This is a genomic window from Verrucosispora sp. NA02020 (assembly GCF_013364215.1).
Taxonomy (GTDB): domain Bacteria; phylum Actinomycetota; class Actinomycetes; order Mycobacteriales; family Micromonosporaceae; genus Micromonospora.
In genome coordinates, this window is the sequence record NZ_CP054923.1 from 1,008,411 (window position 1) to 1,033,120 (window position 24,710).

Annotated in this window: 24 protein-coding genes; 10 read left to right on the forward strand and 14 right to left on the reverse strand. The window is 71.1% G+C overall.

Going from position 1 to position 24,710, the window contains the following annotated elements; all coding sequences use genetic code 11:
* The first annotated feature begins 4 nt into the window (after positions 1-4).
* Complete coding sequence (locus tag HUT12_RS04320; protein ID WP_176092548.1) at positions 5-937, forward strand: hypothetical protein; 933 nt, start codon at positions 5-7, stop codon at positions 935-937.
* Between the two features lie 74 nt (positions 938-1,011).
* Positions 1,012-1,749 (forward strand): hypothetical protein, encoded by a 738-nt coding sequence (locus tag HUT12_RS04325; RefSeq protein WP_176092549.1) that lies wholly within the window; start codon positions 1,012-1,014, stop codon positions 1,747-1,749.
* A 94-nt stretch (positions 1,750-1,843) separates the two neighbouring features.
* Here the strand turns inward: HUT12_RS04325 and HUT12_RS04330 are convergent, their stop codons facing one another.
* Entirely contained in the window at positions 1,844-2,299 is a 456-nt protein-coding gene (locus HUT12_RS04330) for a gamma-glutamylcyclotransferase (RefSeq protein WP_131055326.1), read from the reverse strand.
* Positions 2,300-2,405: 106 nt separating this feature from the next.
* Here HUT12_RS04330 and HUT12_RS04335 point away from each other — a divergent pair, with 106 nt between their 5' ends.
* Entirely contained in the window at positions 2,406-3,809 is a 1,404-nt protein-coding gene (locus HUT12_RS04335; RefSeq protein ID WP_176092550.1) for an NAD(P)H-quinone dehydrogenase, read from the forward strand.
* Positions 3,810-3,875: 66 nt separating this feature from the next.
* Here the strand turns inward: HUT12_RS04335 and HUT12_RS04340 are convergent, their stop codons facing one another.
* Both HUT12_RS04340 and HUT12_RS04345 read right to left on the reverse strand, forming a co-directional pair.
* On the reverse strand, positions 3,876-4,607 hold the full coding sequence (locus HUT12_RS04340; RefSeq protein ID WP_176092551.1) for a DUF998 domain-containing protein: 732 nt from the start codon (positions 4,605-4,607) through the stop codon (positions 3,876-3,878).
* 491 nt (positions 4,608-5,098) lie between these two features.
* A complete protein-coding gene (locus tag HUT12_RS04345; RefSeq protein WP_176092552.1) occupies positions 5,099-5,542 on the reverse strand; it encodes a DoxX family membrane protein in 444 nt (147 codons plus the stop codon).
* Between the two features lie 85 nt (positions 5,543-5,627).
* Between HUT12_RS04345 and HUT12_RS04350 the strand changes: the two genes are divergently transcribed.
* Complete coding sequence (locus HUT12_RS04350; RefSeq protein ID WP_176092553.1) at positions 5,628-6,242, forward strand: TetR/AcrR family transcriptional regulator; 615 nt, start codon at positions 5,628-5,630, stop codon at positions 6,240-6,242.
* Between the two features lie 28 nt (positions 6,243-6,270).
* Here HUT12_RS04350 and HUT12_RS04355 read toward each other — a convergent pair whose 3' ends face one another.
* Together HUT12_RS04355 and HUT12_RS04360 are read right to left on the reverse strand one after the other, a co-directional pair.
* Positions 6,271-7,710 carry a GuaB1 family IMP dehydrogenase-related protein gene (locus HUT12_RS04355; RefSeq protein ID WP_176092554.1) on the reverse strand — a complete coding sequence of 480 codons (1,440 nt, stop codon included), beginning with the start codon at positions 7,708-7,710 and terminating at the stop codon, positions 6,271-6,273.
* 15 nt (positions 7,711-7,725) lie between these two features.
* Positions 7,726-8,322, reverse strand: coding sequence for a LysE/ArgO family amino acid transporter (locus HUT12_RS04360; RefSeq protein WP_176092555.1), 597 nt, complete (start codon positions 8,320-8,322; stop codon positions 7,726-7,728).
* A 71-nt stretch (positions 8,323-8,393) separates the two neighbouring features.
* On the opposite strand from HUT12_RS04360, the gene HUT12_RS04365 reads away from it, so the two are divergent.
* On the forward strand, positions 8,394-9,290 hold the full coding sequence (locus HUT12_RS04365) for a LysR family transcriptional regulator ArgP (RefSeq protein ID WP_176092556.1): 897 nt from the start codon (positions 8,394-8,396) through the stop codon (positions 9,288-9,290).
* A gap of 90 nt (positions 9,291-9,380) precedes the next feature.
* Here HUT12_RS04365 and HUT12_RS04370 read toward each other — a convergent pair whose 3' ends face one another.
* Positions 9,381-11,132 carry a biotin carboxylase N-terminal domain-containing protein gene (locus tag HUT12_RS04370; RefSeq protein ID WP_176092557.1) on the reverse strand — a complete coding sequence of 584 codons (1,752 nt, stop codon included), beginning with the start codon at positions 11,130-11,132 and terminating at the stop codon, positions 9,381-9,383.
* Between the two features lie 182 nt (positions 11,133-11,314).
* Between HUT12_RS04370 and HUT12_RS04375 the strand changes: the two genes are divergently transcribed.
* Both HUT12_RS04375 and HUT12_RS04380 read left to right on the forward strand, forming a co-directional pair.
* Complete coding sequence (locus HUT12_RS04375) at positions 11,315-12,274, forward strand: ATP-binding cassette domain-containing protein (RefSeq protein ID WP_131053122.1); 960 nt, start codon at positions 11,315-11,317, stop codon at positions 12,272-12,274.
* A 20-nt stretch (positions 12,275-12,294) separates the two neighbouring features.
* Entirely contained in the window at positions 12,295-13,050 is a 756-nt protein-coding gene (locus tag HUT12_RS04380) for an ABC transporter permease (RefSeq protein WP_176092558.1), read from the forward strand.
* A gap of 179 nt (positions 13,051-13,229) precedes the next feature.
* On the opposite strand, the gene HUT12_RS04385 is transcribed toward HUT12_RS04380, so the two are convergent.
* The 5 genes from HUT12_RS04385 to HUT12_RS04405 all read right to left on the reverse strand — a co-directional run bounded on the left by HUT12_RS04385 (position 13,230) and on the right by HUT12_RS04405 (position 17,859).
* Positions 13,230-13,883 (reverse strand): O-methyltransferase, encoded by a 654-nt coding sequence (locus HUT12_RS04385; protein ID WP_176092559.1) that lies wholly within the window; start codon positions 13,881-13,883, stop codon positions 13,230-13,232.
* A gap of 9 nt (positions 13,884-13,892) precedes the next feature.
* Positions 13,893-14,549 (reverse strand): nucleoside triphosphate pyrophosphatase, encoded by a 657-nt coding sequence (locus HUT12_RS04390; RefSeq protein WP_131053119.1) that lies wholly within the window; start codon positions 14,547-14,549, stop codon positions 13,893-13,895.
* Between the two features lie 37 nt (positions 14,550-14,586).
* Positions 14,587-15,744, reverse strand: a complete 1,158-nt coding sequence (mycP, locus tag HUT12_RS04395) for a type VII secretion-associated serine protease mycosin (protein ID WP_254876713.1) — start codon at positions 15,742-15,744, stop codon at positions 14,587-14,589.
* A 1,339-nt stretch (positions 15,745-17,083) separates the two neighbouring features.
* Complete coding sequence (locus tag HUT12_RS04400; RefSeq protein ID WP_176092560.1) at positions 17,084-17,545, reverse strand: hypothetical protein; 462 nt, start codon at positions 17,543-17,545, stop codon at positions 17,084-17,086.
* A 101-nt stretch (positions 17,546-17,646) separates the two neighbouring features.
* Positions 17,647-17,859, reverse strand: a complete 213-nt coding sequence (locus HUT12_RS04405) for an acyl-CoA carboxylase subunit epsilon (RefSeq protein ID WP_131053116.1) — start codon at positions 17,857-17,859, stop codon at positions 17,647-17,649.
* Between the two features lie 92 nt (positions 17,860-17,951).
* Between HUT12_RS04405 and HUT12_RS04410 the strand changes: the two genes are divergently transcribed.
* Together HUT12_RS04410 and HUT12_RS04415 are read left to right on the forward strand one after the other, a co-directional pair.
* Positions 17,952-20,327 carry a serine/threonine-protein kinase gene (locus HUT12_RS04410; protein WP_131053115.1) on the forward strand — a complete coding sequence of 792 codons (2,376 nt, stop codon included), beginning with the start codon at positions 17,952-17,954 and terminating at the stop codon, positions 20,325-20,327.
* Between the two features lie 145 nt (positions 20,328-20,472).
* Positions 20,473-20,652 (forward strand): hypothetical protein, encoded by a 180-nt coding sequence (locus tag HUT12_RS04415; protein WP_131053114.1) that lies wholly within the window; start codon positions 20,473-20,475, stop codon positions 20,650-20,652.
* Between the two features lie 80 nt (positions 20,653-20,732).
* On the opposite strand, the gene HUT12_RS04420 is transcribed toward HUT12_RS04415, so the two are convergent.
* Together HUT12_RS04420 and HUT12_RS04425 are read right to left on the reverse strand one after the other, a co-directional pair.
* A complete protein-coding gene (locus tag HUT12_RS04420; RefSeq protein WP_176092561.1) occupies positions 20,733-21,488 on the reverse strand; it encodes a GH25 family lysozyme in 756 nt (251 codons plus the stop codon).
* 97 nt (positions 21,489-21,585) lie between these two features.
* On the reverse strand, positions 21,586-22,137 hold the full coding sequence (locus HUT12_RS04425; protein ID WP_254876715.1) for a Uma2 family endonuclease: 552 nt from the start codon (positions 22,135-22,137) through the stop codon (positions 21,586-21,588).
* A 131-nt stretch (positions 22,138-22,268) separates the two neighbouring features.
* Here HUT12_RS04425 and HUT12_RS04430 point away from each other — a divergent pair, with 131 nt between their 5' ends.
* Complete coding sequence (locus tag HUT12_RS04430) at positions 22,269-23,015, forward strand: M50 family metallopeptidase (RefSeq protein ID WP_176092562.1); 747 nt, start codon at positions 22,269-22,271, stop codon at positions 23,013-23,015.
* A gap of 88 nt (positions 23,016-23,103) precedes the next feature.
* Here HUT12_RS04430 and HUT12_RS04435 read toward each other — a convergent pair whose 3' ends face one another.
* Entirely contained in the window at positions 23,104-24,687 is a 1,584-nt protein-coding gene (locus tag HUT12_RS04435) for an acyl-CoA carboxylase subunit beta (protein ID WP_131053111.1), read from the reverse strand.
* Positions 24,688-24,710 lie beyond the last annotated feature (23 nt).

Genomic DNA, 24,710 nt, shown 5'->3' on the forward strand with positions numbered 1-24,710 from the left:
GTCGATGCCCGCACCGCCGTCCGACCCGGTGCCGCGGCTCTACCGCACGCCACCGGACCGTTTCGTCGCCGCCCGCGACGAAGCGGTGGCGCAGGCCCGGCACTCCGGGGACGTGCGGGGAGCCCGCGAGATCGCCCGACTGCGTCGCCCCACGGTCGCCGCCTGGCTGGTCAACCTGCTCGCCATCGAGCGACCCGAGCTGGTGGGCGACCTGGCGCAGTTGGCCGACGCGTTGCGGGACGCCCAGCGCGAGCTACGCGGTCCGCGCCTGCGGGAACTCTCCGCGCAGCGGCGGTCCGTGGTCGCCGCCCTGGTCGCCGAGGTACGCCGGCTCGCCGCCGACGTGCCGGGGGCGCCGTCGGCCGGGAAGCTGCCGCTGGCCGAGGTCGAGGCGACCCTCAACGCGGCCCTCGCCGACCCCGGCGTGGCCGAGCAGGTGCGATCCGGTCGACTGCTCCGCCCCGCCCACTACGCCGGGTTCGGCGAGGTGCCCCGGCCCCAACTGCGGCTGGTCACCGGCGAGGAGGAGCCGCCCGCACCGGCGCCACCCGACCGTCGGCAGGACCGCGGCGCGATGCGGGCCGAACAGGCCCGACGGGCCGCCCGTGCCGAGCTGACCCGCCGCCGCAGGGCGCTGGAGAAGGAGCTGACCCGGGCGCGTACCGACCAGGAACGGGCCGAGACGGACCTCGACGCCGCGCAGTCCGCCGAGCGCGCCGGCACGGCCGCGCTGGACGCGGTCGAGACGGAACTGGCCGAGCTGGAACGCCGCCGGGCCGTCACCGAGCAGGAACTGAGCCGGTCCCGACTGGCCCGCCGGGCCGCCGAACGGGCCGCCGCCGTCGCCCGGCGACGCACCGGTGAGGTGGAGGCCGCGATGGAGGCGTTGACCGCCGAGGAGGGGGATGCCGACTCGGGCACCGGCGCGGCAGACTGATCCGTCATGGACGGACCTTCGGTCGGATCCTTCGTGGACGGACGCTCGGACGCCTGCGCGCCGGGCGGCACCGCATGACCCCGGAACAGGTGGCGGCGGCCAGCAAGCCGGTGGTGCTCGCGCTCGGCGAGGCGTACGGCCGGTGCCCCACCACGCTGCGTCGGGCCCGGCTGCTCGGCATCTCCGGCTGGGCCTTCTACATCACCGGGCGCGCCGGGGCGCTGGGTGACGTACGGGCCGAGACGGTCGCCGCCGCGCTCGGGTTCATCGCCCCCGACGCCGTCGCCGACGGCTGGGACGCCGCCGCCCGCACCGTGCGCCCTACCGAGGTGGCCGCCGCCAGTCTGGCCGAGTGCTGTCGCTGGGGCGAGGACCAGCTTTCCGCGCTGCCCCGCGTCGACCGGCTCGCCACCCTCCTGGAACGGACCGTCGCGGCGGCCGACGCCAGCGCCATGCCGCTCTTCGCCGCCTGGCGGGCCGTGCCCTCCGAGCCGGGGAGCCCGGGTGCGCGGGCCGCCGCCGGGCTGCGCCTGCTCCGCGAGCACTTCACCGGCGCGCACCTGGTGGCCGTACGGGCCGGCGGGATGACGCCGCTGGAGGCGGTGCTGGCCGGGCCGGAGGGCGAGAGCGGGGCGATGGCCTGCGGGTGGCCGCCACCGTACCCGCCGGTCGGGCCGCTGGTGCGTCGCCGGCTCTGGGCCGAGGCGGTGACCGACCGTCTGGTCGCGCCCGCCTTCGCCGTGCTCGGCCCGGCCGACGGCGCCGAACTGGTCGAGTTGTTGACCGAGGCGCGGGCGCACACGCAGGGCTGACCGGCGGTGTCGGGCGGTGACCGGCGTCCGGCTCGGCGGGGGTGCCGGGCAGGGCGCCGCCGGTCGGTAGCAGACTGGGGGTGTGGGAGACGCGCTAGGCCGACGCCGTGCCGGTGGGGCGGGACCGCAGCTCGACGACGTAGTCGTCCGGCGCGCCCGCCTTCTCGGCGGCGTTCGCGATCTCCGAGACGTACCACGAGGTGGGCAGGCCACCCTCGTAGCCGTCGAAGACGTACACCCACGCCGTCACGTCGCCGTCCAGCGTCGAGACCCGGACGGTCAGCTTCCGGTACGTACCGGCGGTGACACCCTCGATCTCGTCGAGCTGGGCCGCGTCGTACGCGTGGATGTCGTAGAGCGCCACGAAGACGCGGTCGCCGGGGGACTCGACCACGGTGCTGACGGCACCCTCCCAGCCGATCACGTCCTCGCCGGCGAAGGTGAGTCGCCAGCCTTCCAGCCAGCCGATGCCCACCATGGGGGAATGCGGGCAGTAGGCCCGCATTCGGGCAGGGTCCAGGTTCGAGCCGTAGGCGGCGTACAGACGCACGGCGATGACGATAGCCCGCCGGGCGGGTGGGGGAGAATACGACGGTGCGTGTCGGACGCGTCGGGGAGAAGAAAGTCACTGTGAGCATGGACGAAGGGCGGTCGTGGTGAGCCAGATCGTGATCATCGGCGGGGGGCCGGCCGGTTACGAGGCCGCGCTGGTCGCCGCTCAACTGGACGCCGCCGTCACCGTGGTGGAGGCCGACGGCGCGGGCGGAGCCTGCGTGCTGTCCGACTGCGTACCGTCGAAGACGTTCATCGCCAGCTCCGAGGTGGTGACCGGATATCGGGACACCGAGGTGTTCGGGGTGCACTCCGACGGCCTGGAGGCGGTCACCGTCGACGCCCGGGCGGTCCACGAGCGGGTCAAGCGGCTCGCCCTGGCGCAGTCGTCCGACATCCACGCGAAGCTGCTCAAGGCCGGGGTCACCTTCGTCTCCGGGCAGGCCCGGCTGGGTGAGGACACCCTCGGCCACACCCACCGGGTGATCGTCACGCCCGACGGCGGCGCGGCACCGTACTCGATCAGTGCCTCGACCGTGCTGGTCGCCACCGGCGCGACCCCCCGCCAACTGCCCACCGCCGTGCCCGACGGCGAGCGCATCCTCACCTGGCGGCAGGTGTACGACCTGCCCGAGCTGCCCGAGCACCTGATCGTGGTCGGCTCCGGCGTGACCGGCGCCGAGTTCGCCAGCGCCTACCTGGCGATGGGGGTCGAGGTCACCCTGGTCTCCAGCCGGGACCGGGTGATGCCGCACGAGGACGCCGACGCGGCGCAGGCGATCGAGCGGGTCTTCCGGGCCCGGGGCATGAGCATCCTGAACAACTCCCGCGCCGAGGGGGTCCGCCGGACCGACGACGGCGTCGAGGTCGTCCTCTCCGACGGCCGCAAGGTGTACGGCTCGCACGCGCTGATCGCGGTCGGCTCGATCCCGAACACCGAGGAGCTGGGCCTGGCCGAGTACGGCGTCACGCTGGCCCGGGGCGGTTACGTGACCGTGGACCGGGTCTCCCGCACCAACGTCCCCGGCATCTACGCGGCCGGTGACTGCACGGGTGTCCTGCCGCTGGCCAGTGTCGCCGCGATGCAGGGCCGGATCGCCATGTGGCACGCGCTCGGCGAGGCGGTCCGGCCGCTGCGGCTGCGTACCGTCTCGGCGAACGTCTTCACCGACCCCGAGCTGGCCACCGTGGGTGTGTCGCAGGACGAGATGGACGCCGGCAAGGTGCCGGCCCGGCAGGTGATGCTGCCGTTGGCCGGTAACGCCCGGGCGAAGATGGACGAGGTGGCCGACGGTTTCGTCAAGCTGTTCTGCCGTCCGGCCAGCGGTCAGGTGATCGGTGGCGTGGTGGTGGCGCCGAAGGCGAGCGAGCTGATCCTGCCGATCACGATGGCGGTGGAGAACAACCTCACCGTCAACGAGCTGGCCCAGACCATCACCATCTATCCCAGCCTCTCCGGCTCCCTCACCGAAGCCGCCCGCCAACTCATGCTCCACGAACTCGAATAACCACCCGCCCGCCGCACCCCCGCCCTGCCCCCGCCGTGCCCGTCCCCGCCCGCTGAGCCCCCGCGATCATGGAGTTGTGCCTGTCGATAGGTGCACTTCGGCGGCTTTTGTCGAAGCCATAACACCATGATCGCCGGGTTCGCCGGGTTCGCCGGGGAGAGGCCCGGGGCGGGGTGTGGGGAGGAGGGTGGCGGCCAGGACGGTGAGCAGGGCTACCTCGGCGAGGATGAGGGCGCGCTCGATCAGGCCGTAGTAGGCGCGGTCGCCGGGGTAGGCGGACCAGATCATCGCGGCGGCGAGGAGCAGGCTGGCGACGGCCAGCGCGCGCAGCCACCGGGCGGTGCGAGCGGTGCTGGCGGTGCGAGCGGTGGTGGGCAACTGGGCGGCGATCAGCCAACCGGCGAGCGGCAGTGCCAGGAAGGCGACCACTGAGGCATACCGGTGCAGGTAGGCGGCGGTGTCCATCTCGGTGCCGGGCGGGTTGGTGGGTACCAGTCCGGCCAGCAGCAGCCCCCCGGCCCAGGCGGCGAGCAGCACCTGGGCCGCGCCGACGCGACCACGGCCGGTACCGCCGGGTCGGTCGAGGCGGCGTAGTCCCAGGACGAGCACGGCGGACGCCCCGCCGAGGGTGAGCATGGCGAGGTGGATGGCCCCACCGGACTCGGAGACGGCGTAGTCGCTGACGGTCAGGCTCAACGGGTCCAGGTCCTCGACACCCGCGTGGCCGACCACGGCGAGCAGCGCCGCGAGGACGATGCCGCCGAGCGCCAGCGTCGCGCTGTTCCGGGTTGCAGGCATGGCTCAGCCTGTCGCGGCGGGCACCTCAGACGGATCCGGGACGAGCACCGAAATCCGTCCTCGGGGACACCCCCGAGTGGCGATCCGGCTTTCCCCGGTGACGGGCGTCGGGGTACCGGAGGGGAGCGTGTCACCTCTGTCCGGTCACCGGGTGAGTTGACCGGAACATACCGAGAGTGACGGAGTGTCCGACATCACCGCGTCGGTCGCGGGCGCTGATGACCAGCCGCACCGTCTCCCGCCCCGGGGTCGACGGGCACCTTTCGGCACTACTACCAGGGAGATCGGGCAGGGTCGTCGCCAATCGATGGTCGCGGGATCGGCGTCGGGACGCGTACCGTTGTCGGCGCGCGGCCCAGTGGGCGCCGGGTCCCCCGTTCCTGGTGCCCGGGTCGCCGCCGGGCCGCTGGCAGGTCCCGTGCCAGCGGCCCGGCCACCCTCCGCCGCCCGCCACCGTTGATGACGGGTGAGAACCCGGCGGCGTTGATCGGTCATGGCCCGACGGCGACCGCGACGGCGGCGGCGAGAAAGACGACCTGGAGTGCGGTACGGACGCCGAGTGGGGTGACCGGGCGCCCGCCCAGGCTGAGTCCTCGGCGCGCGGCCGAGACGTTCGCCGGGAACATCGCCAGCATCAGTACGGCCAGTCCGGCGGCGGTCCAGCGGGCGGTGGCCGGCACCAGCAGGCCGAGCGCGCCCACGAGTTCCAGCACGCCGGTCACCGTGACCAGCAGGTCCGGTCGGGGCAGTCGGGGCGGGACCATCTCGATCAGGTCGCGTCGCCGGCCGGTGAAGTGTGCGATCCCGGTCAGCACGAACATCACGGCCAGCCCGACCCGCAGGGCCGGGTGCCAGCCGTCGAGCACGGAAATCCCGACCAGGCCGGCCAGTCGGGCGAGCGCGGTGCCCGCCACCAGGGCGATCAGCGGAGCCATCGGTACCTCCTCGAAGACCAATCTTGTCGCCGACAAGATTGGCTCGTGATGGCGTATCTTGTCAATGGCAAGATAGGCTCGGGTGATGACCGGCACCCGCGGCTACCACCACGGCGACCTGCCTCGTGCCCTGCTCGCCGCGGCGGAGGAGGCGATCAGGGAGTCGGGCCCGGCGGCGCTGAGCCTGCGTGACCTGGCCCGACGTGCCGGCGTCTCGCACGCCGCTCCGGCCCACCACTTCGGCGACCGGGCCGGCCTCTTCACCGCGCTCGCGGTGCAGGGCTTCGACCTGCTCGCCGAGGCGCTGGAATCGACCGGCGGCGAACTGCTGGACCTCGGCGTGGCGTACGTCGACTTCGCCGTGCGGCACCGCGCCCATTTCGAGGTGATGTTCCACCCCGATCTCTACCGATCCGATGCCGCCGAGGTCCGGGCCGCCCGGAACCGTGCCGGTGCCGCCCTGCATGCCGGGGTGACGGCACTGCCCGCCGCTTCGACGGACGCCGGCGACGGGCGGGGCGACGGGCGGGGCGGCGTGCACGGGCCGCTTGGTGACGCCCTGGCCGCATGGTCGATCGTGCACGGCTTCGCCACGCTCTGGCTGGCCGACGCGCTACCACCCGGGGTGGGTGACGACCCGCGAGAGGTTGCCCGAACGGTGATCGAGCGCCTCTTCGCTCCGGCGGCGGACCCCGGCTGACCGAACCCCGACCGTCACCAGCCGACCGTCACCAGCTCGTCGGCAGCGGCATCCCCTCGGTATAGCCGGCGGTGCTCTGCACCCCGACCAGCACCCGATCGTGGAACTCGTCCAGGTTCCGTGCGCCGGCGTAGGTGAAGGCACTGCGTACGCCGGAGATGATCTCGTCGATCAGGTCCTCCACCCCGGGCCGCGTCGGATCCAGGTACATCCGGGCCGACGAGATGCCCTCCTCGAAGATCGCCTTCCGGGCCCGGTCGTAGGGGCTGTCGTCGCCGGTCCGGGCGCTGACCGCGCGCGCCGAGGCCATCCCGAAGCTCTCCTTGTACCGCCGGCCGTCCTCGTCGGTGTAGAGGTCACCGGGCGACTCGTAGGTGCCGGCGAACCAGGAGCCCACCATCACGTTCGACGCGCCGGCGGCCAGCGCCAGCGCCACGTCACGCGGATGCCGTACCCCGCCGTCGGCCCAGACGTGCCGGCCCAGCTCGCGGGCGGCAGCCGCGCAGTCCAGCACCGCCGAGAACTGCGGGCGACCCACCCCGGTCATCATCCGGGTGGTGCACATCGCGCCGGGTCCGACGCCGACCTTGACGATGTCCGCACCGGCCGCGACCAGGTCGCGTACGCCGTCGGCGGTGACCACGTTGCCGGCCGCCACCGGTACGCCCGGGTCGAGACCCCGGACGGTTCGCAATGCGCTGATCATCCGCTCCTGGTGGCCGTGCGCGGTATCCACGACCAGGGTGTCCACCCCGGCTTCCAGCAGCGCCGACGCCTTGCCCGCCACGTCGCCGTTGATGCCCACCGCCGCCGCGATCCGCAGCCGGTCCTGGGCGTCCACCGCAGGTCGGTAGAGCGTCGCCCGCAACGCGCCCGGCCGCGTGAGCACCCCGACCAACCGGCCCTCGCCGTCCACCACCGGCGCCAACCGCCGCCGCGCCACGCTGAGCCGGTCGAAGCCGGTACGCGGATCCGCGTCCACCGGCACGGTGTGCAGATCGGCCGACATCACATCGCGCAACTGGGCGAAGCGGTCCACCCCGACCGTGTCCGCCTCGGTCACCACCCCCATCGGGCGGCTCTCCTCGTCGACCACGATCACCGCGCCGTACGCCCGCTTGGGCAACAGGTGGATCGCGTCACCGACGGTGTCGTTCGGGCCCAGCGCGATGGCCGTGTCGTGCACCAGGTGCCGCTGCTTGACCCAGGCGACGACCTCGGCCACCACCTCGATCGGGATGTCCTGGGGGATCACCGCGATGCCGCCGCGCCGGGCCACCGTCTCGGCCATCCGCCGGCCGGCGACCGCCGTCATGTTCGCCACCACCAGCGGGATCGTGGTGCCCGTACCGTCGCCGGTGGAGAGGTCCACGTCCAGCCGTGAACCCACCTCCGACCGGGCTGGGGCCATGAAGACGTCGTTGTAGGTCAGGTCGTATCCGGGAGTCGCGCCACTGAGGAACCGCACCCGGCCATCATTCCCTCAGCTCACCAACAGCGCGACCGCTACCACCACCATCACCAGCGCGATCACGCCGTCGAGCACCTGCCAGACCCGGGCCCGGGCGAGCATCGGCGCGAGCCGGTACGCCCCCGCGCCGAGTGCGCTGAACCAGACGACGCTGGCCACCGCCGCGCCCAGGCCGAACAGCCACCGGTGCGGCTGCTGCTGCGCGATGCCGCCGAGCAGCAGCACGGTGTCCAGGTAGACGTGCGGGTTGAGGTAGGTGAAGGCGAGGCAGGCCAGCAGCGTCGCGCCGAGCCGCGCCGGGGGCCGCTCGGCCGGCGTGAGCGCGCTCGGACGCCACGCGCGGCGGGCGGCCAGGGCCGCGTACCCGAGCAGGAAGGCGGCCCCGCCCCAGCGGATCGCGGTGAGCAGGTCGGGTCGGGCCGCCACCACCGACCCCACCCCGGCGATGCCGACGCCGATCAGCAGGGCGTCGGAGATCGCGCAGGTCAGGACGACCGGCACCACGTGTTCCCGGCGCAGACCCTGACGGAGTACGAAGGCGTTCTGCGCGCCGATGGCGACGATGAGGGCGATGGAGAGGGAGAAACCGGCGACGACAGAGGTGAGCACGACGCCGACGGTAGGAGCGCGGGTACGGATCAGTCCAGCTAAAGATTCTTCATCCGGTTAAGCTGAGCTGCATGGGCGGTCTGGACTCCACCCAGCTCCGGACGCTCGCCGCCGTGGTCGCGGAGGGCAGTTTCGAGGCGGCGGCACGCCTGTTGCACGTCACGCCCTCGGCGGTCAGCCAGCGCATCAAGACACTGGAGGAGACCGTCGGGCAGGTGCTCGTCCGGCGGCACCGTCCCTGCGACGCCACCGAGGCCGGGCGACCGCTGCTGCGTCTGGCCGGGCAACTCGCCCTGCTCGAACGGGAGGCGCTGGCCGATGCCCGGGGGCCGCTCGGCGGCGACCGGGACCGTACCCGGGTCGCGATCGTGGTCAACGCCGACTCGCTCGCCACCTGGTTCCCCGCTGCCCTGGCCCGGCTGCCCGACCAGCCGGAACTCTCCTTCGACATCCGGCAGGACGACCAGGACCACACCGCCGCCCTGCTCCGCGACGGGGTGGTGACCGCTGCGGTGACCGCCCAACGCGAGGCGGTGCAGGGCTGCCGGGTACGCCGTCTCGGCGCGATGCGCTACCGGGCGCTGGCCGCGCCGTCGATGGCCCGACGATGGTTCGCCGACGGCCTCACCCGGGCTGCGGCAGCCGCCGCACCGGTGGTGGTCTTCGACCGCAAGGACCGGATCCAACACCGCTTCCTGCGTACGGTGACCGGGCACGCGGTCGACCCACCGGTGCACTACGTGCCGTCGGTCCCGGCGTTCAACGAGTCGATCCGGCTCGGCCTCGGCTGGGGGATGATGGCCGAGCAGATCGCCGACGCCGACGTGGCCGCCGGACGCTGCGTGGACATCGCCCCCGGCCGGGTGCTGGACACCCCGCTCTACTGGCAGCACTGGCGACTCGACTCGCCGGTGCTGACCGCGCTGACCACCGCCGTCTGCACGGTGGCCGCCGAATCCCTGCGCTGAGATGTCAGGACCTGCGCTGAGATGTAAGGAGGGGTCCCCTGCTATACACCAGGCGTTAGCAGGGGACCCCTCCTTACCTCCGGGAACGCCTCAGGCGATGGTGCAGATGGCGGCGCCGGCGGTGATCACCGCGCCGACCTCGGCGGCCAGGCCGCCGACCGTACCCGCCTTGTGCGCGTGCAACGGCTGCTCCATCTTCATCGCCTCCAGCACCACGACCAGGTCGCCCTCGGCCACGGTGTCGCCGTCGGCGACCGCGATCTTGACGATCGTGCCCTGCATCGGCGAGGTGAGCGCGTCACCGCCCGCCGCCGCGCCGGCCGTGGCACCGCCACCCCGACGGGTGGGCTTCTTCGCGCTCGGTGCGGCACCCGCCGTACCCGCGCCCAGCCCGGCGGGGAGGCTGACCTCCAGCCGCTTGCCGCCCACCTCGACCACGACCGTCTCGCGCTCCGCCGGGGCGGCCGGGCCGTCGGCCACTGCGGTGAACGGCGCAACCGTGTTGTCGAACTCGGTCTCGATCCAGCGGGTGTGCACCGTGAACGGCTCGGCGGTGAACGCCGGGTCACGGACCACCAGGCGGTGGAACGGCAGCGCGGTGGCCATCCCCTCGATCACCATCTCGTCCAGCGCCCGCCGGGCCCGCTCCAGCGCCTCGGCGCGGGTCTCCCCGGTGATGACGACCTTGGCGAGCAGGCTGTCGAAGTTGCCGCCGATCACGTCGCCGGCCGAGATGCCGGTGTCCACCCGCACGCCGGGCCCGCTCGGCAGCCGCAGGGCGGTCACCGTGCCGGGAGCGGGCAGGAAGCCGCGACCCGGGTCCTCGCCGTTGATCCGGAACTCGATGGAGTGCCCGCGCGGCGTCGGGTCCTCGGTGAGCCGCAGCTTCTCCCCGTCGGCGATGCGGAACTGCTCGCGTACCAGGTCGATGCCGGCGGTCTCCTCGGTCACCGGGTGCTCCACCTGGAGCCGGGTGTTGACCTCCAGGAAGGAGATGGTGCCGTCGTTGCCGACCAGGTACTCCACCGTCCCGGCACCGTGGTAGCCGGCCTCCCGGCAGATGGCCTTCGCGCTCTCGTGGATCTGCGTGCGCTGCGCGGCGGTGAGGAACGGCGCCGGTGCCTCCTCGACCAACTTCTGGTGCCGGCGCTGCAACGAGCAGTCCCGGGTGCCGGCGACGATCACGTTGCCGTGCTGGTCGGCCAGGACCTGCGCCTCGACGTGGCGCGGCTGGTCGAGGTACCGCTCGACGAAGCACTCGCCCCGACCGAAGGCCGCGACCGCCTCGCGGGTGGCCGACTCGAAGAGCTGCGGGATCTCCTCCATGGTGCGGGCCACCTTCAGGCCACGCCCGCCGCCCCCGAAGGCGGCCTTGATCGCCACCGGCAGACCGTGGTCGACGGCGAAGGCCATCACCTCGTCCGGGCTGTCCACCGGGTCCGGGGTGCCGGGCACCAGGGGAGCACCGGCCCGCTGGGCGATGTGCCGGGCGGTGACCTTGTCACCGAGGTCGCGGATCGCCTGCGGGGTGGGACCGATCCAGGTCAGGCCCGCGTCGATGACCGCCTGGGCGAAGTCGGCGTTCTCGGAGAGGAAGCCGTAGCCGGGGTGCACCGCGTCGACGCCGGCCCGGGCAGCGACGTCGATCAGTTTGTCGATGCGGAGGTAGGTATTCGCAGCGGTGTCGCCCTCCAGGGCGTACGCTTCGTCGGCGAGCGTGGCGTGCAGGGCATCCCGGTCGGAGTCCGCGTACACCGCGACGCTGCCCAGGCCGGCGTCCTGGCACGCGCGGATGACCCGGACGGCGATCTCGCCCCGGTTGGCGATGAGTACCTTGCGCACCTTGGTGGCTCCTCCCGGCGGGTTTCTGACCGGGAGTTTATAGCTCACGGTGGTGCCCCGAACGATCGCTCAGTGTGGGATGACGCACTGTCTGGCCAGGTCGTCGGCGGCGTGGTGTCGTACCGATGTGGTGGAGTGCCGTGACGATATGGCCGGAGAGTGGCCATGAGCGGGGAGTGGAAATGATCGAGACCAGAGGGCTGCGGAAGTCGTTCCGCAGCCGGGCCGGTCGGGAGACGAAGACCGTCGAGGCGGTACGCGGCGTCGACCTGGACGTCCCGGCCGGTGAGATCTTCGGGTTCCTCGGCCCGAACGGCGCCGGCAAGACCACCACGTTGCGGATGCTGGCGACGCTGATCGAGCCGGACGGCGGGCAGGCCACCATCGCCGGTGCCGACCTGCTCAAGAACCCGGGTGAGGTACGCCGTCGGATCGGCTACGTGGCCCAGGGCGGCAGCACCTGGGACGAGTCGACCGCGCGTGAGGAACTCGTGCTCCAGGCCCGGATGTACGGCATCGGCAAGGCCGAGGCCCAACGTCGGGCGGTACGCGCGCTGGAGGCGTTCCAGCTCAGCGAGTTCGCCGACCGCAAGTGCAAGACGTACTCGGGCGGTCAGCGACGGCGGGTCGAGATCGCGCTCGGCATCATCCACGAGCCGAAGATCGTCTTCCTGGACGAGCCCACCACCGGCCTGGACCCGCAGAGCCGGGCGCACATGTGGGACGAGATCCGGCGGCTGCGGACCGACGGGATGACCGTCTTCATCACCACGCACTACCTGGACGAGGCCGACGCGCTCTGCGACCGCATCGCGATCATGGACCACGGCGAGGTGGTCGCCGAGGGTACGCCGACCGCCCTCAAACGGGAGATCTCCGGCGACGTCGTGCTGGTCGGCCTCGACATCGTGGCCACCGGCGAGGCGGAGAAACTGCTCGACGGCGAGGAGTACGTGAACCGGCTGGAGAGTCTGGAGGACGGCGGCCTGCGTCTCTTCGTCGACGACGGCGCGACCGCCATCCCGCGGATCCTGCGCCGTGTCGACGGTGCCGGTCTCGACCTCAAGTCGATCGAGCTGCACCGCCCGAGCCTCGACGACGTCTTCCTCACCAAGACCGGCCGCTCGCTGCGCGAGTCCTGACCCGACCAGGAGAAAGTCCCATGAAGCTCGCCCGCGACACCTGGCTGATCTTCCAGCGGCAGTTCCACCTGCTGCTGCGCAACCCCGTGTGGGTCTTCGTCGGCGTCTTCCAGCCGGTGATGTATCTCCTCCTGTTCGCCCCGCTGCTCAAGCCCGCGCTGAACGCGCCGACCCAGGCCGAGGCGTACAAGATCTTCGTTCCCGGCCTGCTGGTGCTGCTGGCCATCTTCGGCGGCCTGTTCCAGGGCTTCGGCCTGATCGCCGAGCTGCGCGCCGGAGTGATCGAACGCTCCCGGGTCACCCCCGTCAGCCGGCTCGCCCTGCTGCTCGGCCGCTCGCTGCGCGACGTGGTGTCGCTGATGGTCCAGGCGGTCATCATCACCCTGCTGGCGCTCCTGTTCGACCTGCGGGTCTTCATCGGCGACCTGCTGCTGGCATACCTGATGCTCGCCCTGATCGCGCTGATGACGTCGGCGGTCAGCTACGGCGTCGCGCTCAAGGTCAAGAGCGAGGACGCGCTGGCTCCGCTGATGAACACGGTCGCCCAGCCGGTGCTGCTGCTCTCCGGCATTCTGCTCCCGCTCGCCTTCGCGCCCGGCTGGTTGCAGGGCGTCGCCAAGTGGAATCCGTTCTCCTGGGCGGTGGACGGCACCCGCGCGCTGTTCAACGGCGACATCGGCAACGACCGGGTCTGGCAGGGGCTGACCATCATCGCGATCCTCGCCGCCGCCGGCGTCTATTGGGCGGCCCGCCAGTTCGCCCGCAGCGTCCGGTGACGTGAAAGGAAGGGCACCTTATTAACGCCTGCGGTAGAGCACGGGCACCCTGTTAACGCCCCGCTCACCCAGCGGCGGCACGACCGACACTCAGCGGCACGGCCGACGATCGCCGATCCGGACGCCGGCACCGGTCCGCGTACCCCAACCGGGGAGGCGACCGGTGCCGGCGTGAACGGTCAGTGCACGCGGGCGAGAGTCAGGCCGTCGGCGATCGGCAGCATCACCGCGTCGACCCGTACGTCGGCGAGGACGTCGTCGTTGAACGCCGCGATGGCCCGGTCCGCCTCGCTCTCCGGCGCCACCACCCGTCCGTGCCGCAGCACGTTGTCCACGGCGATCACGCCACCCGGCCGCATCCGGGGCACCAACTCATCCCAGTAGAGCGGATAGCTGGTCTTGTCGGCGTCGATGAAGGCGAAGTCCAGATACCGCTCCTGCGGCAACTCCCGCAACGTCTCCCCGGCCGGGCCGATACGCAGCTCGACCCGGTCGTCGACACCGGCCCGCGCCCAGTACCGGCGCGCGATACCGGTGTACTCCTCGGAGATGTCGAAGCAGGTCAGGCGCCCGCCGTCCGTCAGGCCCCGGGCGATCGCCAACGAGGAGAGACCGGTGAACGTGCCCACCTCCACCGCGTTGCGGACACCGAGCAAGCGGGTCAGGAACGTCAGGAAGGCGGCCTGCTCCGGCGCCACCTGCATGGAGGCGTGCTCCGGCAGGAGGGCGAGGGTCTCCTCGGCCAGGTCGCGGACGATCTCGTCCGGTGGCGCGCCGTGCGCGACGAGGTACGCGTGCAACTCGTCGGTGAGCGGAATCGACTTCAGCGTCATGTTCGGACGCTAACCGAGCGGCTCGACGATCTGGTTACCGGGCGCCACTTTCGTCCACAAATCGGTGATTCGCAGGTCCAGCTCGCCGAGCAGCCGCCGCAGCAACGGCATCGACAACCCGACGACCGTGCCCGGATCACCCTCGATCCGCTCCACGAACGCCCCGCCCAACCCGTCGATCGTGAACGCGCCGGCCACCGCCAGCGGCTCGCCGGTGGCCACGTAGGTGGCGATCTCCCGGTCACTGATGTCGGCGAAGTGCACCACCGTGGAGGCCACGGCCTCGGCCCGACGCCCACTGACGATGTCGATGAGACAGTGGCCGCTGTGCAGCACTCCGCTGCGCCCCCGCATCCGCTCCCACCGTCGGGTAGCGTCTGCCGCGTCGTCGGGCTTGCCGAAGATCTCACCGTCGAACGCGAGCACCGAGTCGCAGCCGAGCACCAGCGTCCGTTGACCGTCGCCGGGCGCCAGCCGGGTCAGCACCGCCTCCGTCTTGAGTCGGGCCAACTCCAGGCAGAGATCCTCCGCCCGATCGGTCACCACCACACTCTCGTCGACACCACTGACCAGCACGTCCGGCTCGATGCCGGCGGCCTGCAGAGTCTTACGGCGGGCAGGGCTCGCCGAAGCGAGCACGAGGCGGAGCGGAAGCACATCAGACACGCGCACGACGGTACCGCCAACCGTCCGCCCAGACCCCTCAGCGGCTGATGCGTGGCGGCGGGTCGTCCGACCGTCGCCGCCGCCGGACCCACCACACCCCACCGGCACCGGCCGCCAGCAGCACCGCCAGAGTCACCAGACCTCGCACGGCCGCACCGTCCTGATCGGCCTCAGGACCCACGGCGCGCGTCGTGCCCGGCCCAGGAGTGGCCGACCCGCTCGACCCAAAACCCCTCGGCGGTACGTCTGCCGTGAGCGCCGCCACCAGATCGATCACGCCGTAGCCGTACTGGTCGTCGCGCCCAGGAGGCCCCTTGTCGATCGCGGTCGCCGTCAACCGGTGCGCCACCTCGTCCGCCGGCAGATACGGATACTTGGCCCGAATCAACGCCGCCGCCCCGGCAACAATGGCAGCAGCGTTAGAAGTTCCGCTACTTCGCCGATAGTCGCTTTGCGGGTCGAGGCTGAAGATGTCTAGGGCGGGAGCCGCCAAATCCAATTGTGGTCCAGTGACTGAAATCCTTGCATGCTTCCCATTTTGGTCTATGCCGCCAACGGCGATCACCGTATCGGCGGCCGCAGGGTAAATTACTCCCGGGTCGGTCGGGTTGTTGCCTCCGGCTGCCACGACTATCACGTTGGCCGAATGTGCCGCCTCCAGTGCCTGCAGCAAGCGAGGGCTGGGGCCGCCTCCACCAGAGATGCTGACTACGGCTGCCCCCGCGGTGATTGCAAACTCGATGCCTTCTGCAAGTCGGTCAGCGTTTCCTTCGTTGCTGGCATCCGAGGTCTTTATGGGAATCACTTGCGCCTTGGGGGCAATTCCTAGCGCGCCTTTGGTTGCGTTCTGTCCGTGTGCAGCAATGAGGCCAGCCATTGCGGTGCCGTGACCATTTGGATCATCGTGGGCGCTGCTGGAGTCTCCGGGAAGCAGATTCTTTCCCTTCTTAAGGTTCAGTCGGATATCCGGGTGTTGGCTAACTCCGGTATCAAGAATTGCTACGGTGACGCCTTCGCCTTGGCTAATGCGGTGTGCCTCCTGCGCGCTTAGATAGCGCAGGTGCCACTGGTCGTTGCGGATGCGGCTTGCATTGTCGGGAGGTGTCACCTCAGTGGCTGCCTGGATGGCTGTGCCCGGCAAGAGGATGGCCAAGGCCGATCCGGCAGCGAGCACTCGCGAGTGTCGCTTGCTCACCTCGGAAAGCCGATTGCTGGACCAGGGTCAATCGGTCCATCGTCCCTGGGTGGCAAGACGATAGGGTCCACACCCTCCTCCGTCTGCCATGGATGGTCAGGATCCCACTTGCGGCCGTCCTCATCCCTCTGGGTGTCTCTTATTGGGCGGCCTGACGTGTTGCCGGGGACCATGCCTCCAGGAAAGCCTCCAGTGGGTGGCATGTAATGGGCTCGTGGGAAACCTCTCCCGGTTCCTGGTCGAGATCCGGCTCCGCCGGCAGGGGCGGTCCCTGCTGCGCCTCCGCCGATTACGCCGCCTATCGGATTGACTCGGCGCGGCTGGGTTCCACCGGGTGTCGACTGGCTGGGGCTCGCGCTAGGCAAGCCGCCTATCAAGCCATTCGGGTGCATAAAGCGTGATCCGGCTGGCGGTGGCAGAGGGGAGGAGCTATTCGCGCTAGGCCGCCAAGAGTGCGAGGAATGGTTAGGTTTAGGTCGATCATTCGGCCCTGAAGCGGGCGAAGCGGGAGGTGTCATTCCTGGCGAGGGGGGTTGGTTAGGCGTAAGTGGGCTCTGTATGACTGGATTGGTTGGTGGTGGAGTCGCGACGGAGGCGTTTCCACTTAGCAACGGTCCAGACGGCTGAGCTGTCGAGTTGGGTTGTGGCGCTGGTCTGGGTTGCTTGAAGCGTGCAGAAGGCGCCGGTAGCGGTGCTGGCACGATCGGTGGGATCGCCGGTGCTCCGGTGGGGCTGTAAGCCTCCGAATAGTCAGGGGCGCGATCTGAGTGCCGAAGTGGCGGGGGGTGGCGGAGGGTTACTTGGGCCTGTTGGAGGTCGCTGCTCAGGCCGTACATGATGCCGCGCGCCCTGACGTTCAACTGCTCCAGATCGGCGTCGGTCACCGGTGGTTGGCTGTTCCGGCTGCCGGCGACGGCTTTCGGGTCGGCGGCTGTCTGTTCCCATCCGCGCTTCTGTCGGAGCTTGTCCGCGTACTCGTCGTGGATCTTCTTGAGTTCGGTGCGGGTGCTGGTGATGGCCTGGGTGGCAGCGGTGAGCGCGCTCTGGTTGGCGCTGGCGGCGTCGTGCGTGCGCTGCACCTGCGCGATCAGGTCGTCCAGCTCGGCGAGGTAGGCGCGGGCGGCCTCGTTGGTGTCGGGCGGCCAGGCCCGGGCGAGACGCTGGCGGTACGTCCGGAGGCGGTGCAGGTGTTGGTCGGCCAGCTCGGAGATCTTGCGCCAGCCGGCGACGTGCCGCCAGTGGTTGTCGGGATCGTGGTCCTGGAGGCAGGCCCACATGTCGGCGACGCTCATCAGGTACCAGTCGGTGAGGCCGCCGCTGCGGCCGACTCCCGGGTCCCTCACGGCAGCATCACCGACCCGTCGTTGTCGGGGCCGGTCGGATTGGTCAGCGACGGTGAGGGTGTGGGCTGGGTGGGTACGTCTCCCGGCTGCCTGAGCGCCTGCTGGACGTCGGCGATGCGGGCTGCGGAGAAGGCGTCGGTGTCGGCGTACCGGTCGGCCACCTGTCTGGCGGCGCGCGCCAGGTGGCCGGTGGTGTGGCCGAGGCCCCAGACGGCGTTCGTCGTGGCCTGCTGTGTCTCCCAGTGGGCCCGCATGAACTGCACCAGCTCGATGAAGGCGTCCGCCGGATTCGGCACCCGGGTCAGCATGTCGTCCGCGATGCGCGGCAGGTGGGGCGCGTAGTTGCCGTCCACCTCGGCGCGGAGCATGTCGGCGAATTCCCGCATCTGGCGGAGGTCCGCCTCGACGCCACGGTGGCCGCCTGACCAGGACGCCTGTCGATCATCCTCAGGGATCATCGGCCCTCCAAACTGTAACGGCCCGGTTCCCCTCTGTGAGGCTAATCCTTGGACGCCTCCCCGGCAGCCCCGGTCGCCGTCGACAGCCTCGCCGATCCGCGTCAGCGGGGCAGACCGGAGGCGCGCCAGGCGCCGCTTCCCGGGAGCAGTGTGGCACCGGCCGGTCGGCCGCTGCGGGCCCAGACCGAGACCGGGGTGGTGGCGGCGACGGGGGCCGGGCGGGAGCGGACGACGATCGCGCCCACCAGCGCGGCCAGTTCCTCGGCGGTCGGCACGCCGCGGACGACCCGGAACAGCGGCTCCTCGACAGACATGCACCCCAGCGTACGCGCTGTGAGCTCGACCTCCGGCACACAGTGGCGTGCCGACGGTGTGAGCGTCGGGGGTGGCGGGTACCGTCTCAGCGATGTCTGAGCCTTCCCCCCAACTCGTCGCCGACCGGTACCGGCTCCTCTCGCCGCTCGGTCAGGGCGGCATGGGCCGGGTATGGAAGGCGCGCGACGAGGTGCTGCACCGTGACGTCGCCATCAAGGAGTTGGTCCCGCCGCCGGGCCTGACCAACGAGGAGCGCCGCGAGATGCGCGAACGCTCGCTGCGGGAGGCGCGCGCCATCGCCCGCCTCAACAACATCAACGTGGTACGCATCTTCGACGTGCTCCGCACCGACGGTGACCCGTGGATCGTGATGGAGTACGTCGCGTCCCGTTCGTTGCAGGACACCCTCGCCGAGGACGGGCCGGTGCCGGCGGCCCAGGCGGTGCAGATCGGGCTGGGCGTGCTCAACGCCCTGAAGGCGGCGCACAAGGCCGGCATCATGCACCGCGACGTCAAGCCCGGCAACGTGCTGCTCGGCACCGACGGTCGGGTGGTGCTGACCGACTTCGGCCTGGCCACGATCCCCGGCGACCCGAACGTCACGCGCACCGGCATGGTGCTCGGCTCCCCGGCGTACATCTCGCCCGAGCGTGCCCGGGACGGCACCACCGGTCCGGAGGCGGACCTCTGGTCGCTGGGTGCCACGCTCTACGCCGCCGTGGAGGGCAAGTCACCGTTCGCCCGACCGTCGGCGATCAGCACCCTGGCCGCGCTCGCCACCGAACCGGTGCCGCCGGCCCGTAACGCCGGACCGCTCAAGCAGGTGCTCGCCGGGCTGCTGCGCAAGGACCCCGAGGAGCGGATCACCGCCGAGTCGGCCGAGCGGATGCTGCGCCGGGCCAGCGGTAAGCGGAGTCGGGGCATCTCGCTGCTCGACGGTGTGCGCCGGCCGGGGCCGAACGGGCCGCGTGAACCGCGTCAGCCGATGGTGCCCGCGCCCCGCCCGTCGGGGGAGCAGCCCACCGCGCCGGTGACTCCGCCCGTGCCCCGTACGCCCTCGGCCGTGGGTCCGCTCGCGGCGGGTGCCGCCGCAGCCGGCGCGACCACCTCCGGTCCGTCTGGCTCCGGTGCGACGGCCGGAAAGCCGCCGGTCTCCGACGCCGCGCCGACGGCGAAGGTCGCGGCTCCCACCGGCGCGGACGCCGATCCGACCACGAAGATGGACGCCGACCTGACCGCGAAGGTCGACGCCGGTCAGGACGCGGACCCGACGACGAAGGTGGACGCGGCGTCGACCGCTGCCGGTGCCGCCGGTGCGGGGCTGACGTCAGGTGCGGACGCGGCATCGTCCGCGACGGATTCCGGGGCCGACTCCGGCGGGTCGACCACGGAGACCGCGACCGGCCGCGACGACGCCCCGGCGGCCCAGGACGGCGGGGACACCGCCCCGGCCGGTACGCCGACGACGCCGGACGGATCCGACGCGACCGTGCGGGCTGCCGCGACCAGCGGAGCAGCCGCTGCCTCGGCCGACGTCACCAAGGTCGACGGTCCCGCTGTGGAGGCGAAGGCACAGGCCGACGCGAGCGCGACGACCGACCGGCCCGGCTCGGGCGAGCCGACCCGTCGGGTCGGCCCACCGGCTCCCACGGCGGCCGCCACCCCCGTCGCGCCCGCCTCGACCTCGTTGATGCCGTCGGCACCGGTGAGCCCGGCGGCACCGGCTCGGGGTTCCGTCTTCAAGACCGGCCAACTCCGTTCCGAGCGCACCCGCCGTGCCGTGCTGGTCGGCGCACTGGTCGCGCTGCTGCTCGTCGGCCTGGTGGTGGCGGTTCCGCTGCTCACCAGCGGTGACGGCGACGGCGGCGACACCCCGCAGGACACGGCCGGCACGTCCGAGTCGTCCGCACCGCCGACCTCGGAGCCGGCCGCGCCACCACCGACCTCCGCCGCACCGCCCAGCGCCTCCCCGTCGGCGTCCCCGTCACCCACCCCGTCCGAGAGCGCCGCCGGTGGCCTGCCCGAGGGCTGGACGTTGCGGAACGACCCGGTGGGCTTCAAGGTGCCGGTGCCGGAGGGCTGGCGGCGCAGTTCCGGCTCCACCTGGGTCAAGTACCGCGACCCGAACGGCGTCAGCGAGCTGACCATCGACCGCACCTCGTCGCCGCAGCGGGACGCGGCGGCCACCTGGCGGCAGCTCGAACCGGGTCGGAAGAACGTCCGTGGCGTGCAGAACTACCGGTTCATCGACATCTCGACGATCGACTGCAAGTGGCGGACCTGCGCCGACTGGGACTGGAACCAGACCCGCAACGGGGTCGAGCTGCGGGTACGCAACCGGGGCTTCGTCACCGCCAGCAACCGGGGCTTCGCCCTGCGCTGGGAGGTGCCGAACAGCGAGTGGGACGCGCAGTTGCCGAACTTCGAGACGGCGTTCCGCGAGTTCGTGCCGGACCGTCAGGACTGAGGTCCGCCGACAGCAGGGCGGTCGAGACGAGGCATGACCGTCCGTCGTTCGGGGTACCTGATCTCGAAGGACGGAAGGGAGGCCCGAGATGGGTTACCGACCAAGGGATGCCCGAACCCGACTGACACTGTGGACGAGCGCAGTGGTGGGTGTCGGCGTACTACTGTTCGTCACCTTCGGAGTCGCACTGCTGGCCACGTTGCTGAGCGTCGTGACGCTCGCCGGGGCCGCGTACGTGGGGTGGGCCGTCACCCGTCGGGGCACGGTGGCCCGGCACGGCGGTGTCGGCGTACCCGTGGCACTCGCCGCGCGACGGCGGGCCTGAACCGGCGGTGGTCACGCCACGGCGGCGGGCCGACGTCCCGAATCCACTCGGTGGACGTCGACCCGCCGTCGTGACGTGTCTCAGGCGGTGTTGTTGGCCAGAGCGATCAGCCGGTTGCGGTCGCCGTTCCAGTAGTTGCGGTCGACCGCGCCACTGATGCCGGCGACGCTGCCCGAGTCGGTGTACTGCCAGAAGCTCCAGACCGGTGCGCCGGCCGGCAGCGCGCCGACCGAGGAGGACCAGCGGGCGACCCAGACCGGGTGGTTGGTCCATGGGCCGGTCCAACTGCCGGTGCACTGGTTCCAGAAGCTGGTGGTGGTGTAGATGACCGCGTACCGGCCGGTACGCGAGCGGTAGGTGTTCAGGAAGTCCTGCACCCAGTTGCGCATGCCGGTGGTGCTCAGGCCGTAGCAGTAGCCGCCGCTGTACGGGTTCGCCTCCAGGTCCAGCGCGGCGGGGAGCGTACGGCTGTCGGCCGACCACGCGCCGCCGTTCGAGGCCAGGTAGTTCGCCTGAACGGCGCCGGAGGAGATGTTCGGCCGGGCGAAGTGGTACGCGCCCCGGATCACCCCGGCGTTGTACGCGTTGACGTAGTTCGTGTTGAAGTTCGGGTCCTTGTAGCTCGTACCCTCGGTGGCCTTGATGAAGGCGAACTGGATGCCCGCGTTGCGCACGCTCGTCCAGTTGATGGTGCCCTGGTAGCGCGAGACGTCGATGCCGGGCACGGTGGCTGCCGCAGCGGGGGTCGCGGTGGCGACGAGCCCGGCAGCAGCGGTCGCGAGTACGGTGAGCGCGGCGGCGGTCAGCCGGCGCAGCGTTGGTCTGGTCCGACCCATGGCGTCCTCCTGAGACGACTGTCGATAGACAGACATCTTTGAAGGTGAATGCCTGCCAAGGCAAGAGATACTAAGAAAACTTTCAATGCGGAACGAGTCAACGCAGGGTGGCCGGGTCGACCTGCCACTGGAAGGGTTCGGTGAGAGCGAGCGTTTCGCCCGCCTTGGCCACCCGCTCCTCGACGTAATGGCCGCCGTCGAGCCGGTGCAACCGCAGCGAATGCGTCTCGCCGTCCTGCTCGACCAACAGATACCACGGGATGCGCGCGATCGCGTAGAGCTGCATCTTGAGCACGCGGTCCGCAGCGGCGTTGCCGGGCGAGACGAGCTCGCACACGAGCGTCACCTCGGCCGCCTCGATCACCGTGCCCTCGTCGTCGGTGTCCGCCACGACGATGTCCGGGATCGCGATCCGGTCCGGTCCGAGACGAAGGTTGACCGCCTCGAAGACCGTCAGTCCCGTCGGCTCGACCGCCGTGTCGATGCTGTTCGCCAACCGGCGCGACACGAGTTGGTGTCGCTTGCTCGGGGCAGGGCTCACGATCAGGCTCCCGTCGAGCAGCTCGATCCGGTCGTGGGTGTCGCCCATGGCGAAGTACTCGACCTCTGTCCAGAGGCCGACATGGGGTTCCAGAGGGGCCGCGCTCACCGCCGTTCACCTCCTGGTCCGATCGCCACCCGGTCAGTCTCACACGATACGGGCGGGTGCCCCGGCACCGACGCCGAAGGAGACGGCCCGCCCTGGGACCTTCGTGCCCTGCGGGCGTAGGCTGCCGCCCCATGGTGTCGATCGAGGGCATGACCGCGTTCTGGGACCGTCTGCTCGGCGCGCAGCCCGACCCGCTCCCGCTGCTGGTGCTGCTGACCGGCCTGGTCGCGCTGGTGGTGGTCTCCACCCGGATGCCGTGGCGGATCGCCCGCAACGCGATCACCATCGCGCACGAGGGCGGGCACGCGTTGGCGGCCGTACTCACCGGACGCAAGCTGCACGGCATCCGGCTGCACTCGGACACCTCGGGCCTCACGCTCTCGGCCGGGCGTCCCACCGGACCGGGCATGGTGCTCACCCTGCTCGCCGGCTATCTGGCCCCGCCGCTGGTCGGTCTGGGCGGGGCGTGGTTGCTCGCCGGAAACCGGATCACGCTGCTGCTCTGGCTCGCGGTGGTCCTGCTGCTGGCGATGCTGATCATGATCCGCAACGTGTACGGGGCACTGACACTGGTCGTCACGGGTGGCGCCGTGCTTGCGATCTCCTGGTACGCCAGCCCGCAGGTGCAGGCCGCCTTCGCCTGGACCGGCGTGTGGTTCCTGCTGCTCGGCGGCGTACGCCCGGTGGTGGAGTTGCAGCGGCTGCGCACCCGGCGCGGGATGCCGGCCTCCGACGCCGACCAGTTGGCGGGCATCACGCCGCTGCCGCCGTTCTTCTGGGTGCTGCTCTTCGGCATCGTCAACGTCGTCGTGCTGGTGGTGGGCGGCCGGATGCTGGCCGGGCCGCTGCTGACCGACGCCGGCATCGCCTTCTGGTGAGCTACGCCGGTGTGCGGCGCAGTTGTTAGGAGGGGTCCCCTGCTATACGCCAGGCGTTAGCAGGGGACCCCTCCTTGCACGCGACCCCCTACAGCGGGATGTTGCCGTGCTTCTTGGGCGGGAGCGTCTCGCGCTTGGTGCGCAGCACCCGCAGGGCACGGACGATCTGGAGCCGCGTCTCGTGCGGCGGGATGACCGCGTCCACGTACCCGCGTTCGGCCGCGACGTACGGGTTGGCCAGGGTGTCCTCGTACTCGGCGATCTTCTCGGCCCGGACCGCGGCCGGGTCCTCGGCGGCGGCCAGTTCCTGGCGGTAGAGGATGTTCACCGCGCCCTGGGCGCCCATCACCGCGATCTGCGCGGTCGGCCAGGCGAAGTTGAGGTCCGCGCCCAGGTGCTTGGAACCCATCACGTCGTACGCGCCGCCGTACGCCTTGCGGGTGATCACGGTGACCTTCGGCACGGTGGCCTCGGCGTACGCGTAGATGAGCTTGGCGCCCCGGCGGATGATGCCGTCCCATTCCTGACCGGTGCCGGGCAGGAACCCGGGTACGTCCACGAAGGTCAGCACCGGGATGTTGAAGGCGTCGCAGGTACGCACGAACCGGGCCGCCTTCTCGCTGGCCGCGATGTCCAGCGTGCCGGCGAAGTGCATCGGCTGGTTGGCGACCACGCCCACCGGACGCCCCTCGACCCGCCCGAAGCCGACCACGATGTTCTGCGCGTAGAGCGGCTGGACCTCCAGGAACTCCCCGTCGTCGAGGACGTGTTCGAGCACCCGGTGCATGTCGTACGGCTGGTTGGCCGAGTCGGGGACGAGGGTGTCCAGCTCCCGGTCGGCGTCGGTGACGGTCAGCTCCGCCGGGGCGTCGAAGACCGGCGGCTCGTCCAGGTTGTTGGCGGGCAGGTGGGACAGCAGCGCCTTGACGTAGTCGACCGCGTCGGACTCGTCGGAGGCGAGGTAGTGGGCGTTGCCGCTGCGGGTGTTGTGGGTGCGCGCCCCGCCGAGGTCCTCCATGCCCACGTCCTCGCCGGTGACCGTCTTGATCACGTCCGGGCCGGTGATGAACATGTGCGAGGTCTGGTCGACCATGACGGTGAAGTCGGTGACCGCCGGGGAGTAGACCGCCCCACCGGCGCACGGGCCCATGATGAGCGAGATCTGCGGGATGACGCCGCTGGCGCGTACGTTGCGGAAGAAGATCTCGCCGTAGAGGCCGAGCGACACCACCCCCTCCTGGATGCGGGCGCCGCCGGAGTCGTTGATGCCGACGACCGGGCAGCCGATCTTCATGGCCAGGTCCATCACCTTGACGATCTTCTGCCCGAAGACCTCGCCGAGGGAGCCGCCGAAGACCGTGAAGTCCTGGGCGAAGACACAGATCTGCCGGCCGTCGACGGTGCCGTAGCCGGTGATCACGCCGTCGCCGTACGGGCGGGAGCGGTCCAGGCCGAAGTTGGTGGACCGGTGCCGGGCGAACTCGTCCAGCTCGACGAAGGAGCCCTCGTCGAGCAGCATCTCGATCCGCTCCCGGGCGGTCTTCTTGCCTCGCGCGTGCTGTTTCTCGACCGCGCGGGCCGACCCGGCGTTCACTGCCTCGTCGACCCGTCGTGCCAGGTCCGCCAGCTTGCCCGCGGTGCTGTGGATGTTGGTCCCGGTCTCGGTAGTCACCCTGGGAATATAACGATGGTTCA

Coding starts and splice junctions, on each gene's coding strand:
- HUT12_RS04345 (WP_176092552.1), bottom strand. CDS start 5,542: ATGGCTCCGCTGATCGCCCTGGTGGCGGGCACCGCGCTCGCCCGACTG.
- HUT12_RS04380 (WP_176092558.1), top strand. CDS start 12,295: ATGAAGCTCGCCCGCGACACCTGGCTGATCTTCCAGCGGCAGTTCCAC.
- HUT12_RS04365 (WP_176092556.1), top strand. CDS start 8,394: ATGGGCGGTCTGGACTCCACCCAGCTCCGGACGCTCGCCGCCGTGGTC.
- HUT12_RS04420 (WP_176092561.1), bottom strand. CDS start 21,488: ATGGGTCGGACCAGACCAACGCTGCGCCGGCTGACCGCCGCCGCGCTC.
- HUT12_RS04320 (WP_176092548.1), top strand. CDS start 5: ATGCCCGCACCGCCGTCCGACCCGGTGCCGCGGCTCTACCGCACGCCA.
- HUT12_RS04350 (WP_176092553.1), top strand. CDS start 5,628: ATGACCGGCACCCGCGGCTACCACCACGGCGACCTGCCTCGTGCCCTG.
- HUT12_RS04325 (WP_176092549.1), top strand. CDS start 1,012: ATGACCCCGGAACAGGTGGCGGCGGCCAGCAAGCCGGTGGTGCTCGCG.
- HUT12_RS04430 (WP_176092562.1), top strand. CDS start 22,269: ATGGTGTCGATCGAGGGCATGACCGCGTTCTGGGACCGTCTGCTCGGC.
- HUT12_RS04405 (WP_131053116.1), bottom strand. CDS start 17,859: ATGTCTGTCGAGGAGCCGCTGTTCCGGGTCGTCCGCGGCGTGCCGACC.
- HUT12_RS04400 (WP_176092560.1), bottom strand. CDS start 17,545: ATGATCCCTGAGGATGATCGACAGGCGTCCTGGTCAGGCGGCCACCGT.
- HUT12_RS04385 (WP_176092559.1), bottom strand. CDS start 13,883: ATGACGCTGAAGTCGATTCCGCTCACCGACGAGTTGCACGCGTACCTC.
- HUT12_RS04410 (WP_131053115.1), top strand. CDS start 17,952: ATGTCTGAGCCTTCCCCCCAACTCGTCGCCGACCGGTACCGGCTCCTC.
- HUT12_RS04375 (WP_131053122.1), top strand. CDS start 11,315: ATGATCGAGACCAGAGGGCTGCGGAAGTCGTTCCGCAGCCGGGCCGGT.
- HUT12_RS04340 (WP_176092551.1), bottom strand. CDS start 4,607: ATGCCTGCAACCCGGAACAGCGCGACGCTGGCGCTCGGCGGCATCGTC.